At 75.7% G+C, this 13,234-nt stretch carries 10 protein-coding genes and 1 pseudogene; 5 read left to right on the top strand and 6 right to left on the bottom strand.

All coding sequences use genetic code 11. The features are described from left to right. Nucleotides 1–201: 201 nt before the first annotated feature. The gene (locus OH807_RS07820; RefSeq protein ID WP_406195601.1) at nucleotides 202–954 is read right to left on the bottom strand and encodes a sirohydrochlorin chelatase; all 753 of its coding nucleotides are present in this window, start codon (nucleotides 952–954) and stop codon (nucleotides 202–204) included. A 95-nt stretch (nucleotides 955–1,049) separates the two neighbouring features. Then, a complete protein-coding gene (locus OH807_RS07815; protein ID WP_406195599.1) occupies nucleotides 1,050–2,198 on the bottom strand; it encodes a uroporphyrinogen-III synthase in 1,149 nt (382 codons plus the stop codon). 469 nt (nucleotides 2,199–2,667) lie between these two features. Here OH807_RS07815 and nirB point away from each other — a divergent pair, with 469 nt between their 5' ends. The 3 genes and pseudogenes from nirB to OH807_RS07800 all read left to right on the top strand — a co-directional run bounded on the left by nirB (nucleotide 2,668) and on the right by OH807_RS07800 (nucleotide 7,054). Continuing rightward, nucleotides 2,668–5,265, top strand: coding sequence for a nitrite reductase large subunit NirB (gene nirB, locus OH807_RS07810; protein ID WP_406195596.1), 2,598 nt, complete (start codon nucleotides 2,668–2,670; stop codon nucleotides 5,263–5,265). After that, nucleotides 5,262–5,546 (top strand): annotated as a pseudogene (gene nirD, locus OH807_RS07805) (nitrite reductase small subunit NirD); the annotation flags it as partial. The gene nirB and the pseudogene nirD, both read left to right, overlap by 4 nt. Before the next feature lie 146 nt (nucleotides 5,547–5,692). Beyond that, nucleotides 5,693–7,054, top strand: a complete 1,362-nt coding sequence (locus tag OH807_RS07800; RefSeq protein WP_406195593.1) for a nitrate/nitrite transporter — start codon at nucleotides 5,693–5,695, stop codon at nucleotides 7,052–7,054. A 67-nt stretch (nucleotides 7,055–7,121) separates the two neighbouring features. On the opposite strand, the gene OH807_RS07795 is transcribed toward OH807_RS07800, so the two are convergent. After that, the gene (locus tag OH807_RS07795; RefSeq protein WP_406195590.1) at nucleotides 7,122–8,240 is read right to left on the bottom strand and encodes a hypothetical protein; all 1,119 of its coding nucleotides are present in this window, start codon (nucleotides 8,238–8,240) and stop codon (nucleotides 7,122–7,124) included. Nucleotides 8,241–8,525: 285 nt separating this feature from the next. After that, nucleotides 8,526–9,314, bottom strand: coding sequence for a DNA alkylation repair protein (locus tag OH807_RS07790; protein ID WP_406195587.1), 789 nt, complete (start codon nucleotides 9,312–9,314; stop codon nucleotides 8,526–8,528). A 331-nt stretch (nucleotides 9,315–9,645) separates the two neighbouring features. Here OH807_RS07790 and OH807_RS07785 point away from each other — a divergent pair, with 331 nt between their 5' ends. Both OH807_RS07785 and OH807_RS07780 read left to right on the top strand, forming a co-directional pair. After that, nucleotides 9,646–10,221, top strand: coding sequence for a universal stress protein (locus OH807_RS07785; RefSeq protein ID WP_406195584.1), 576 nt, complete (start codon nucleotides 9,646–9,648; stop codon nucleotides 10,219–10,221). Between the two features lie 170 nt (nucleotides 10,222–10,391). Continuing rightward, the gene (locus OH807_RS07780; RefSeq protein WP_406195581.1) at nucleotides 10,392–10,781 is read left to right on the top strand and encodes a hypothetical protein; all 390 of its coding nucleotides are present in this window, start codon (nucleotides 10,392–10,394) and stop codon (nucleotides 10,779–10,781) included. On the opposite strand, the gene OH807_RS07775 is transcribed toward OH807_RS07780, so the two are convergent. Together OH807_RS07775 and OH807_RS07770 are read right to left on the bottom strand one after the other, a co-directional pair. Continuing rightward, nucleotides 10,771–11,496 (bottom strand): alpha/beta hydrolase, encoded by a 726-nt coding sequence (locus OH807_RS07775; RefSeq protein WP_406195578.1) that lies wholly within the window; start codon nucleotides 11,494–11,496, stop codon nucleotides 10,771–10,773. The two genes, OH807_RS07780 and OH807_RS07775, sit on opposite strands and share 11 nt — an antisense overlap. 452 nt (nucleotides 11,497–11,948) lie before the next feature. Next, a complete protein-coding gene (locus tag OH807_RS07770) occupies nucleotides 11,949–12,929 on the bottom strand; it encodes an IclR family transcriptional regulator (protein WP_406195575.1) in 981 nt (326 codons plus the stop codon). Between the last annotated feature and the right edge of the window lie 305 nt (nucleotides 12,930–13,234).

The following is a 13,234-nucleotide window of genomic DNA, read 5'->3' as shown; positions in this document are numbered from 1 at the left end:
CGGCGCCGGGCCCGTCCCGGTCCGCCGTGCGGATGTGAGCAGGCCGACAGCTTCGCCGGGGCTGCGGAAAACCGGTCGCCTTGCCGGTGGGGCGTTCGACACCATGTCCGCCGTGGACACCGAGCTGCGGGTCGTCCATGTGACGGACCGGCGCGGCCCGGCCTGACCCGTGCGGCCCGGACCGGCCGGTGCGCCGCCGTCTCAGGCGCGGGCGACCGCCCGTTCCGGGAGCGGGTGGGCCGTACGGCGGCGGGCGTGGTCGTAGCGCTCGCCGACCAGGCGGGCGAGGGCGTCGTGGGTACCGAGCGGGGCGGTGGTCCAGAGCGCGGAGGTGCCGGCGGCCCGGTCGGCGAAGAAGCCCGGGCCGAGCAGGTAGGTGGCGACGGCGACCCGGCGGTGGCCGGCGGCGTGCAGGGCGTAAACGGCCTCGGCCGGGGTCGGCCCGGCCCCGGCGAGCTGGGCGGGGACGACGGGCCGGCCGTCGGCGAGCCGGTCCGCGAGCAGGCGGGCGGTGCGGCGGGTGTCGGCGGCGGCCGCCGGATCGGAGGAGCCGGCCGCGGCGAGCACCACGGGGCCGGCCCCGGCCGGGCGCCCGCTCTCGGTGAGCCGGTCGGCGAGGACGGCGGCGAGCAGCCGGTCCGGGCCCAGAGCGGGCGCGAGCCGGACGTGCGGCAGCCGGGCGGCGGCCAGCGCGCCGGGGATGTCCGCCCGCAGGTGGTAGCCGGTGCCGAGGAGCAGCGGCACCAGGACGGCGGGTTCGCCGTCGGAGAGCCCCTCCAGTACCTCCGGGAGGGAGGGGGCGGCGAGGTCCAGGAAGCAGCAGCGGACGTCGAGTTCGGGGCGCTGCGCGCGTACGCGCGCCAGCAGTGCCCGGGTCGCCGCGACGCCGGCGGGGTGCCGGCTGCCGTGGGCGACGGCGACCAGCACCGGCCGGTCCCCGGGCGGTTCGGGCAAGGACGAGGGCGAGGACGGCTGGGACGAGGACGGCAGGGACGGTCGGAGCGCCGGTGGCCGGCTCCCGCGCACGGGGCGCGGCAAGGCGGCCCGCATCAGCCCGCCGCCAGTCGGTAGCCGCGTTTGGGGACGGTCCGGATCAGTGCGCCGTGCGGGCCGAGGGCCGCCCGCAGCCGGCCGACGGCGGCCTCCACGGCGTGTTCGTCGGCCGTCGCGTCGGCCCAGGCGGTGCGGAGCAGTTCGGCCCGGCTGAGCACCCGGCCGGGCTGTTCGGCGAGGGCGCGCAGCACGGCGGCACCGCGCGGGCTGAGCCAGTGGCTGTGGCCGTCGACGAGGACGGCGTTGCCCTGGAGGGTGAGCACCCGCCCGGCGAGTGCCAGCTCCCGGCGGCCCCGGCCGGGCAGCGTGTCGGCGAGCAGGCGGACCAGCGAGCCGAGCCGGCCGCGCTCCGGGTACACCGCGGTCAGGCCGAGTTCGGTGAACGGCCGCGCGCAGAGTGCGCCCACGCAGACCGGCAGCACGTCGCTGCGCAGCGCTTCCAGCAGTGGTTCGCGCAGGCCCTCGGCGGTGGCCGTCCCGACGAACGCCGAGACGGCCGGGGCACTGGTGAAGGCGAGGGCGTGGACCTGGCGCCGGACGGTCTGCTCGACCAGCCGCCGCACCGGAGCCGGGTCGTCCGGCGCCTCCCAGCGGTAGACCGGGACGGAGATCACCTCGGCGCCGCGTTCGCGCAGCGCCGCCGCGAAGGAGTCCAGCCGGATGCCGTGTTCCTGGACGGCGATCCGGCGGCCGGCGAGGGGCCGGGCGAGCAGCCAGGTGAGGAGTTCGCCGGTGGCCTCGGAGGCGGGTGCGAAACCCTCGCCGAGGCCGCTGGCCCGGACGGCGCCGGTGGCCTTGGGGCCGCGGCTGAGCACCACCGCGTTCCGGCAGGCGTCGGCGAGGGCGGAGCCGCGGCCCCAGCCCTCGGCGGCGCTCATCCAGCCGCGCCAGCCGACGCCGGTGGTGGCGACGACGTAGTCGAGCGGCGCGGCGAGGCAGAGTTCGGTGGCCCGGCGCAGGGCGTGGTCGTCGGCGAGCGGGGTGATCCGCAGTACGGGCGCCTCGACCACCTGGGCGCCGCGCCGGGTGAGCAGCGCGACGAGTTCGTCGCGGCGGCGCGCGGCGGTGACCCCGATGGTGAATCCGGTGAGCGGTCCCGGCTGTGCACTGGGGCGCGGGAGGTCGGGGGTGGGGGAGGGTGCCATGGCCGTAAGGGTGCGTGGGCCGCGTTACGTGGGGATTGCCCGCCCGTCACCTGCGGGTTAGCGAAACCACGGGCCCGGTTACGGCTGATGTCCTGCTGCGCACCCCGGTCCCGGTGGGGCGTGAGCGACGCGTACCCGGCCCGCAACACGGGGGACCCTGCGGCGAAACGATCACGGGCGACATTCATCGGGTACGACGACCACCTCCACCGGGTGGCCGCCGGGTGACCGGCCCCGCCGGCGGCCAGGCGGCGGGACGGCCCGCGCACCGGCCACCGGCTGCACCCGCCGCACCGCCCGTACCTGACGCACCGCCCGTACCCACGGCACTGCCGGCACCCACGGCACTGCCGGCACCCACGGCACCAGCTCCACCCACGGCACCCGTGACACCACCCGCACCCCGCCGCACCCGCTCGCCCGAGCGCCTCCGACCGCCCGGCGCCGCACGACCCCGAGGAGTACCGCGATGACAGCGCACACGCCCGACCGGCGACCACAGGACCTCGTCCTCGTCGGCCACGGCATGGTAGGCCAGCGCTTCCTGGAGGCGTTCACCGAGCAGCCCGCCGCCGGGCAGTGGCGGATCACCGTGCTCGCCGAGGAGCCCCGCCCCGCGTACGACCGCGTGCACCTCAGCTCGCTGTTCGACGGCGGGACGGCCGAGGACCTCACGCTCTGCCCGCCCGGCTTCCTCGCCGAGCACGGCATCGACCTGCGGCTCGGCGACCCGGTCGCCGCCGTGGACCGGGCCGCCCGCACCGTCACCACCCGGGCCGGGCACGAAGTCCGGTACGACGCCCTGGTGCTGGCCACCGGCTCGGTGCCGTTCGTGCCGCCCGTCCCCGGCCGTGAGGCGCCCGGCTGCCACGTCTACCGCACCATCGAGGACCTCGACGCGATCCGGGCCGACGCGGGGCGGGCGAGGACCGGGGTGGTGGTCGGCGGCGGCCTGCTCGGCCTGGAGGCGGCGGGCGCGCTGCGTGCCATGGGCCTGGCCACCCACGTGGTCGAGTTCGCCCCGCGGCTGATGGCCGTCCAGGTCGACGAGGGCGGCGGCGAGGTGCTCCGGCGCAAGATCGAGGAGCTCGGCGTCACCGTCCACACCGGCGCCGGTGCCGCCGCGGTGGAGACCGCGGGGGACGGCCGGGCCCGCGCGCTCGCCCTCTCCGACGGCCGCGAACTCGCCGCGGACCTCGTGGTGTTCTCGGCCGGCGTCCGGCCGCGCGACCAGCTGGCCCGGGACTGCGGCCTGCCGGTCGGCGAGCGCGGCGGCATCGTGGTGGACGAGCACTGCCGGACGGCCGACCCGGCCGTGCTGGCCGTCGGCGAGTGCGCGCAGACGGTGGACGGCCGGGTCTACGGCCTGGTCGCCCCCGGCTACCAGATGGCCGAGGCGGCGGCCCGGGCCCTGGCGGGGGAGGCCGGCCGCGGGTTCACCGGCGCCGACACCTCCACCAAGCTCAAGCTGCTCGGCGTCGACGTGGCCAGCTTCGGCGATCCGCACGGCACCGCCGAGGGCGCCCTCGACGTGCTCTACAGCGACCGCCGGCTCGGCGTCTACCGCAAGCTGGTGATCGGCTCCGACGGCGCGCTGCTCGGCGGCGTCCTCGTCGGCGACACCGAGGCCTACGGCACCCTGCGCCCGCTCGCCATGGCGGGCAAGCCGCTCACCACGCCGCCCGAGCAGCTGGTGCTGCCCGCCGGGGCCGGCTCCGCCGGGCCGGTCGCGCTGCCCGACGAGGCGGTGCTCTGCTCCTGCCACAACGTCACCCAGGGCACCGTGCGGGCCGCCGTCCACGAGCAGGGCTGCGAGTCCGTCACGGCCGTCAAGAAGTGCACCCGGGCCGGCACCGGCTGCGGCAGCTGCATCAAGCAGCTGACCGCCGTCGTCAACGAGGAGCTGGAGGCCACCGGCGCGGCCCCGCAGACCGGCCTCTGCGAGCACTTCGCGCAGACCCGCGCCGAACTGTACGAGATCGTGCGGGTCACCGGCATCGCCGGCTTCTCCGAACTGCTCGACCGGCACGGCAGCGGCGAGGGCTGCGACATCTGCAAGCCCACCGTCGCCTCCATCCTCGCCAGCCTCGGCGGCGGCCACATCCTGGACGGCGAACAGGCCGCCCTGCAGGACTCCAACGACCACTTCCTGGCCAACCTCCAGCGCAACGGCTCCTATTCGGTGGTGCCGCGCGTCCCCGGCGGCGAGATCACCCCCGAGGGCCTGATCGCCATCGGCGAGATCGCCCGCGACTACGGCCTCTACACCAAGATCACCGGAGGTCAGCGGATCGACCTGCTCGGTGCCGGCGTCGACCAGCTCCCCGGCATCTGGCACCGCCTGGTCGAGGCGGGCTTCGAGTCGGGGCACGCCTACGGCAAGGCGCTGCGCACCGTGAAGTCCTGCGTCGGCGAGACGTGGTGCCGCTACGGCGTGCAGGACTCGGTCGGCCTGGCGATCGAACTGGAGCTCCGTTACCGGGGGTTGCGCTCCCCGCACAAGCTCAAGTCCGCCGTCTCCGGCTGCGCCCGCGAGTGCGCCGAGGCGCAGAGCAAGGACTTCGGCATCATCGCCACCTCGGCCGGCTGGAACCTCTACGTCGGGGGCAACGGCGGCATGACGCCCCGGCACGCCGACCTGCTCGCCGCCGACCTGGACCGCGAGACGCTGATCCGCACCATCGACCGCTACCTGATGTTCTACATCCGCACCGCCGACCGGCTGGAGCGCACCTCGGTCTGGCTGGAGCGACTGGAGGGTGGTCTGGACCACCTTCGTGCGGTCGTCCTCGACGACTCGCTCGGCATCGCCGCCGAACTGGACGAGTTGATGTCCCGTCATATCGGTAACTACCAGGACGAATGGGCCGCAACGCTGGCCGACCCCGAGCGACTGCGCCGATTTTCGTCCTTCGTCAACTCTCCCGGCACTCCCGACCCTGCCGTTACGTTCGTCCCGGAACGCGGCCAGATCCGCCCCGCCCGCCCCGGTGAGAACGGAACCGTCCTCACCGCCCCCGCTCCGGTCCTGGTGGCCGGACCCCGACTGGAGGTGCTCACCCCGTGACCGTGGAGATCCACGACGGCATCCGCTGGCAAGCCGTCTGCACCCTCGCCGACCTGCAACCCGGACGCGGCGTCGCCGTCCTGCTCGACGGCGCCCAGGTGGCCGTCTTCCGCGACCGCGCCGGCGCCCTGCACGCCGTCGACAACCGCGACCCGTTCAGCGGCGCCCAGGTCCTCTCCCGGGGCCTGCTCGGCAGCCGCGGCGGCCGGCCCACGCTGGCCTCGCCGATGTACAAGCAGGTCTTCGACCTGACCGACGGCCGCTGCCTCGACGAGGACACCGCCCCCGACGGCAGCCCCGCCGTCCTGCGGCTCTGGCCGGTCCGGCACGACAGCCGCACCGGCACCACCACCAGTACCCGCACCGGCACAACCACCAGTACCCGCACCGGCACCACCCCCGGCACCACCACCGAGGAGGAGGCAGCATGAGCGCCGTCGTCGACACCCCGAGAACCGGCGCCGCGCCGCTGACCCCCTGGGAGCCGGAGGACGCGGCCTTCTGGGAGCGGACCGGCGCCCGGATCGCCCGCCGCAACCTGGTGTTCTCCGTCCTCTCCGAGCACATCGGCTTCTCGGTCTGGAGCCTCTGGTCGGTGCTGGTGCTCTTCCTCGGCCCCGAGTACCACATCGACGTCGCCGGCAAGTTCACCCTCACCGCCCTGCCCACCGCGCTCGGCGCCGCGCTCCGGCTGCCCTACACCTTCGCCGTGGGCCGGTTCGGCGGCCGGAACTGGACGGTGATCAGCGCCCTGCTCCTGCTCCTCCCCACCACCCTGGCGGCCCTGGTGCTCACCCCGGGCGTCTCCTACGGCACCCTGCTCGCGGTGGCCTGCGTGGCCGGCGTCGGCGGCGGCAACTTCGCCTCCTCGATGGCCAACATCAACGCCTTCTACCCGCACCGCCTCAAGGGCTGGGCGCTCGGCATCAACGCGGGCGGCGGCAACCTGGGCGTCCCGGCCGTCCAGCTGCTCGGCCTGCTCGTGCTGGCCACCGCGGGCGCCGCGCACCCCCGCCTGCTGCCGCTGCTCTACCTGCCGCTCATCGTGCTCGCCGCGGCGGGCGCCTGGGCACGGATGGACAACCTGGCCGCCCCGCCGCGGGGTGAGGGCCGGGCCCTGCGCGAGGTGGCCCGCGACCCGTACGGCTGGGCCGTCTCCACCCTCTACATCGGCACCTTCGGCTCGTTCATCGGCTTCGGCTTCGCCTTCGGCCAGGTGCTCCAGGTGCAGTTCCACGACCGCTTCGACACCCCGGTGAAGGCGGCGGCGCTGACGTTCCTCGGCCCGCTGCTCGGCTCGCTGCTGCGCCCGGTCGGCGGCCGGCTGGCCGACCGCTGGGGCGGCGCCCGCGTCACCCTGGTCACCTTCGTCGCGATGGGCGCCGGTACCGCGCTCGTCCTGGCCGCCTCCCGGGCGCACTCGCTGGCGCTCTTCCTGACCGGCTTCATCGCGCTCTTCGTGCTCAGCGGGATCGGCAACGGCTCGACCTACAAGATGATCCCGGCGCACTACCAGGCCCGGGCCCGGGCCGCCGTCGCGGCCGGCGCCGACCCGGAGGCGGCCGAGGCCGCCTCCCGGCGCCGCTCCGCCGCACTGATCGGACTGGCCGGCGCGGTGGGCGCGTTCGGCGGGGTGCTGGTCAACCTGGCCTTCCGGCAGTCCTTCCTGGCCAGCCACAACGGCGACGCCGCCTATCTGGGCTTCCTCGTCGCCTACCTGTGCTGCTCGGCGCTGACCTGGGCGGTCTGGCTCCGGCCGCGGGCGGGCGGCCGGCCGGCGGCGGTCTGACCGCGGGCCCGCCACCGGCGGGGGCGCACGGCCGGCCCCGGGGTTCCATGCCCCGGGGCCGGTCCGTTCAGGAGTGCAGGGCCTGTCCGCAGGCGACGCCCGGCAGCTGGAGGAATCCGTGGCTGCGCAGGTCGGCCGCGCCGTAGCGGCAGATCCACCCCGACGGCCCGAAGACGGCGCGCAGCGCGGCGCCGTGCGCGTCGGTGGCCTGCCACTCCGTCTGGCGGACGGTGTTGAACAGGATGCGGCCGTACGTCGAGGCGGCGAAGGGTCCGTTGACGGTGTGCACGGGGTTGAACGGCGCGATGCCGTTGATCGCGCGCGGGACGAGCGCCCCGGGCTCGTCGCCCGGTCGGGTGTGCCCGCCGTACGCCTGCCCGAGGTAGCGGCCGACGGAGTACGGCACGATCGCGTCCGGGTCGTGCAGGACGGCGTCCGCGCCCTGGTTCTCCCGTTCGACGACACGGACGCAGGAGTGGTCGGTCCAGCCGTCCAGGACGAGGGGGTAGCCGATGGCGCGCAGGAAGAAGGACGAGGAGTCCATCATCGGCCCGGACGGTCCGAGCCGGTCCACGGTGAGGTAGCCGGCCAGGAACGGGTGGATGGTGGCGTCGGGCAGGGCCGGGTCGATCTGGCGCCAGTTGGTGATGTCGCAGGTGTAGATCCCGCGCAGCTGGGCGGTGGTCAGACTGGCCGGGGCACGCCCACCGGTCGGGGCGGCCCAGCTGACGGCGTCCTTGGCCATGGCGACGAAGAGGGTGGAGACGGGGTCGCCGACGGCGGGGAACCGCGCGCTGCGCGCGAAGTCGAGCGTGCTGCTGGTGGTGGCGTTGAGGGCGGTGACGCCCGCGTTGGAGTTGTAGGGGCGGAACATCGAATACGCCCCCGACTTGGTCGTGATGCTCGTCGGGCCGTACGCGTCCCAGCTGTACAGCCGGGGCGAGGTGGTGTCCCCGGCCGCCGCCAGTGCGGCGTTGTAGTCGGTGGACAGCTGGTTGAGCAGCGCGTCCGTCCCCTGGGCCCCCACGCCGACGAGGTCGGTCGCGGCGGGCGCGGGCGGATCGGCGAGCGCGGGCGAGGTGGTCGCGAGGCCGAGGGCGACGGCCAGGGCGAGGACCGGGACGACCCGGGCGGCGAGGCGGGCAGTGCCGCGGGCGGCGGGGCGGGGCATCAGGGGGCGGGACATCAGGGGGCGGGACATCAGAGGGCGGGGCATCACGGGACGGGGCATCAGGCGGACTCCCGGACGGTGCGGGCGGGCAGGTCACCGGGATCCTTGCCCCGCCCGCCCGTGCCCCGGAAGGCCCCAGCGATCTGGGAGGTCCGCTCCCGCGCAGGTCGGCCGGGGTGGCGGCCCGTCCCGCCGGCGCACGTTCTTCCAGCGGTGGCGGCCCGCTGGCCCCGCGGACACCCGGACGTCACCCGGCCGCGGCGGCGAGCGGCGGAGGCACGGGCGTCCGGCGCCGCTGCCTCAGCCCTGCGGGCGGCGGCCGTGCAGTTCCCGGTGCGCCGCCAGCAGCCGGGTGGCCGCCTGCTCGTCCACCGGCCGGATCGCCTCGCGCAGGGTGAGCCCGGAGACCCGGTCCAGCCGGCGCCCCAGCCAGCCGGTGACCTCGGCGGGGTGGTGTTTGACCCCCTCTCGCAGCGTCCAGCCCACCGCCTTGCGCACGAAGAACCGGGGGTCGGCCAGCAGCGGATCGGCGAGCGCCGCGAACGCGTCGAAGTGGTGCGGGAACTCCGCCGGTTCGCGGAGCGCGAGGACGTAGGAGAGCACCCCGCCGCGCCGCACCCACTGCTCCTCGTCACGGCTCCAGCGCTGGAAGTCCGCCGCAGTCTCCGGCAGGCGCAGCAGTAGCGCGCCGGCCACCTTGGGGGCGAGCAGGTCGACGTGGGCCCAGGTCGCGCACTCCCGCAGCAGGCGCTCCAGGAAGGCCGTGTCCTCGGCGCGGAGCAGCTCGGCGCGGTACTCCAGGAGCAGCAGTGCGCAGGAGCGGGATTCGTGCACCGGCGGGGCCCACAACTCGGCGGCGAGCTCCAGGAGTTCGGCGCGGTCCAGCCCCGGCGCGGCCCGCAGCGCGTTGCGGACCACGGCACGCATCGCCGGCACCGGCACCCCGAGGTGCTGTAGTTCGCTCTTCAGGTACGCCCGTTCGGCCTCCGCGCGGCCCGGCACGGCACTGTCCTCCAACGCGGCCCGGAGCCGGCCGGCGAGGACCGCGGCCGGCTCCGCCGGGCGGACGGCATCCTGCTGACGAGCCATCAACTCACCTCGTGGTGGAGGGATTCCGCTGTTGCGGCCCAGGGTACTCGCCGGCCGGTCAGGGACGGCCTCCCCGCGGCCGGTGCGCCGCGCCGGTGCCCGCACCCCCGCCCGCGGCGGGGCCGGGGGCGCGGGCGGGGTCGAGGCCCGTCCCGGGGCCACGCCGAGCCCGCGTCAGGGCCGCGTACGGATCCGGGCCCCGCGCGTCAGAGCTCCGTCAACGAACGGCCCCTCCGCGGCCTGGCCGGGCTTTGCTGGAGGACGGCGGCGCCGCACCCGGCGCGCCGAACGCGGGGCACGGGACGCAGCAGCAGGAAGGACGGGAAGGGCCATGACGGAGAACGGCGCCGGAGCGGAAACCGGAGCGGTCGGCGGACCGTACGGGCGGGACGACGACGGGCGGGGCCGCATCGTCGTCGGCGTCAGCGGCTCCCTCGGCAGTCTGGCCGCCCTGCACCGCGCCGTCGCGGAGGCCCGCGGCGCCGACGCCGAGGTGCTCGCGGTGCACTGCTGGACGCCGGCGGGCGGCGAGTTCGGCTACCGCCGCTCCCCGTGCCCGCCGCTGCTCTCGGCCTGCCGCGACGCGGCCGCCACCCGGCTGCGCCAGGCCCTGGACGAGGCGTTCGGCGGCGGCTTCGCGGGCGTCCGGCTGCGCAGCCGGATCGTCCGGGGCGAGACCGGCCGGGCGCTGGTCGCCTCCGCCGACCGCCCGGGCGACCTGCTCGTCCTCGGCGCCGGCGGCCGCGGTCCGATCGCGCGGGTGCTGCGGCCGTCCGTCACCACCCACTGCGTCCGGCACGCGACCTGCCCGGTGCTGGCCGTGCCCAGGCCACCGCTGCAACGCGAACTGGAGGCCCTCGAACGCCACCACCAGACCCTGCTGAGCCCGCTGACGGTCGGACGGTGAGCGCGATGACCCACTCCGGACCTCGCTCCGGACCTCGCTCCGGACCTCGCTCCGAACCGCGCTCCGGACCCTGCGACGGTCCCTGCGACGGTCCCGAGAGCGGTCCCGAGAGCGGCCCCGATGGCGGTCCCCGTCCCCGTGTCCCGCGTGCCCGGCCGCAGTGCCTTCCGGTGGCGATGTCCGGCGCGGTGGCGCTGCTCGCCGGCGCCGCCCTGCTGCCTGTGCTCGCCGTCCTCGGCGAGCTGCGGCCCACCTGGGTGGCCCTCGCCGCCTACGCCGCGCTCTGCGGAGCGGTCGGCCGGCACTCCCGCCCGGCTGCCGCCCCCCTGGTCGCGGTGGCCGCCTGGCTCTTCCACAACGGCTTCGTCGAGCACCGCCACGGCGGCCTGGGCTGGTCCGGCCCCGTCGCCGAGGGCGCGCACCTACTCCTGTTCGCGGCCGCGGCCCTGCTGCTCGCCGTCCTGCCGGCGCTCCTCGCCGCGCTGCCGCGGCGGACCCGCGGCGGCGCGCCCGGACGGCGCGACGCCTGGCACGCCGAGGCCCGCCCGCTCAGCCGTTGATCACCCCGGCCGCCCGGGCCAGCACCCGGGCGGTCGCCCGCCCGGCGTCGACGGCGTGCCCGGCCAGGGCGGGCCGGCACCGCTCGACCGCCGGGTCGAACTCGGTCATGACGACGCCGGCGTGGTCGCTGTCCAGCTCCAGCAGCTGTGCATCCGGCAGGACCCGGGCCAGTTCGAGGGTCCGCTCGGCGGGCACCAGCTCGTCGCGCGAGCCGTGGACCAGCCAGACCGGTATCGGGGACGGCCGGTCGGCCAGCAGCTTCAGCGGTGCGTCGCCGGTGGTGCAGGCGGGGTTGACGTAGCTGGAGGCGATGCCGACCACCGCCGTCGGGCGGACGTCGGCAGGGGTGTCCGGGTGGGTGGCCAGGGCGACGGCCTCGCGCCCGCCGAGCGACCAGCCGGCCAGCACGAACCGCTCCGGGTCGCCGCCGTAGGCCGCCGCGTGCCGGCGGGCGTGCTCGAACGAGGCCAGCAGTTCGGCGCGGCCCCCGTCCTCCCCGTCGGACCGCCAGTCCGGTACGAGCACCAGCAGGCCGAGCCCGGCGGCCTCGGTCGCCAGGGGGCGCAGGACGTCGCGCTCGTCGGCGCCCCGGCCGTGCCAGAGCAGGACGACGGGCGCCGGTCCGCCGCCACCGTCGGTGGGTCGGTGGACGTCCATGAGACGCCCCTGGGTGTACTCGACGGTCTCCGGCGCGGTGGGCTGAGTGGTGCTCATTTCGGGTTCCCCTCGGAATCGTGCAGGTGCTCTGAGCTGGTACTGTTCTACCTGTCGCAAGGGAGATGATCTCTTGTCAGGCGTCAGTGGTGCTACTGGAGCACGCCCTACTTTCAGTAGGGAGAGTCCGTTCGACCCGGGCCTGGCGCTCCACTGCTGGACGAGGTCCGGTGCCGTTCTCGGCGCCGGGCCTCGTCCGCGTTACGTGGGGCTGTCGGACCGCTGTCCGGTTTCGCGACAGGGCCGCTGACCTGCTAGTCTTCTTCTCGTCGCAAGGGAGATGATCTCTTGTCAGGCGTCAGTGGTGCTACTGGAGCACGCCCTACTTTCAGTAGGGAGAGTCCGTTCGACCCGGGCCTGGCGCTCTACCGCTGGACGAGGTCCGGTGCCGTTCTCGGCGCCGGGCCTCGTCCGCGTTCCGCGGGGGCCCTCGGAGGCCCGCGACGGGCCCGTCAGCCGGGCTGCCGGTCGGAGCCGAGTTCGCGCGAGATCCGTAGGCCGACCTGGGCGACCACCGGCCCCAGCGACCGGACCCGGGCCGCGGTCATCCGGGAGGTGAGGCCGGAGACCGAGAGGGCGGCGGTCACCTCGCCGGTGTGGTCGAAGATCGGGGCGGCGACGCAGCGGACCTCGGGCTCGTTCTCCCGGTCGTCGATGGAGTAGCCGCGGGCGCGGATCCGCGCCAGGTCGGCCCGCAGGTGGGTCTCGTCGGAGATGGTCCAGGCGGTGACCGGGCGCAGGCCGGCGGCGACCACCTCGGCGACGGCCTCCTCGGGCAGCCAGGCCAGGATCGCCTTTCCGGTGGCCGTGCAGTAGGCCGGGGCGCGGCTGCCGACCCGGGAGGCCATCCGCACATTGGTCTCGTCCTCGACCTTGTCCAGGTAGACGATGCCGGGGGCCTGCCAGACGGTCAGGTGGACGGTCTCGCCGGCCTCGCGCTGCAGGCGTCTGAGGTGTTCGGCGGCCATGCTGCGCAGGTCGAGGGTGGAGAGGTAGGCCTGGCCGAGCCGGAGCGACCCGTGGCCGAGCCGGAACCAGCCGGTCTCCCGGTCGCGGTCGAGCAGGTGCTCGTCGAGCAGCGGGCCGGCCAGCCGCAGCACGGTGCTCTTGTTGAGGTCGAGCGCCTCGGCGAGCTGGGCGAGCGGGACGCCGCGGCCGTTGCCGTGGTCGCGCACGTGACCGAGGACGGCGAGGGCGCGGCGAAGCGAGGACGACTGGTTGCGGTCGGAGGTGGCCGCCTTCCTGGCCGGCTTCGCCGCTGCCGCTGCCGCTGCCGCCGCCGATTCCGTACCGGCTGCCGCTGCCGCTGCCGCTGCCGCTGCCGCCGCCGCATCCGGGCCCACCGCCGCGTCCGGCCCCGCGGTTTCCGCGCCGGCCGCAGTTTCCGGTCCAGCGCCGGTTTCTGGCTCCGCGCCGGTCCCCGTCTCCGTCATGGCTCCGTTCCCCTCTCGTTCCGCCGCCGGGCTGCGGCGGTGGTGTCAGACGGTACCCCGTGACGCCCGGTTCGCCGATTCTTCGATACGCCGTTGTGCAGTGCAAAACTTCCCGAATCGCCTCTTGTTGCCCCCGAGCGGGCCCGCCTAACGTCCTGGCATCGAGCAGGCGGCGCAGCCTCCACCCGGGCGGCCGCCCTGCCGTACCCCCACATCCTGCGTTCACGCACCCACCATCGGCCCCGGTCAGGGCCTGCTTCGACGCGCCCGTCCCCAGCGGTGCACGTCTCGGCGGCAGCTGTCGG

This window comes from Kitasatospora sp. NBC_01560 (genome assembly GCF_045208415.1).
Lineage (GTDB): Bacteria > Actinomycetota > Actinomycetes > Streptomycetales > Streptomycetaceae > Kitasatospora.
This window is presented reverse-complemented; position numbering and strand designations above follow the sequence as displayed.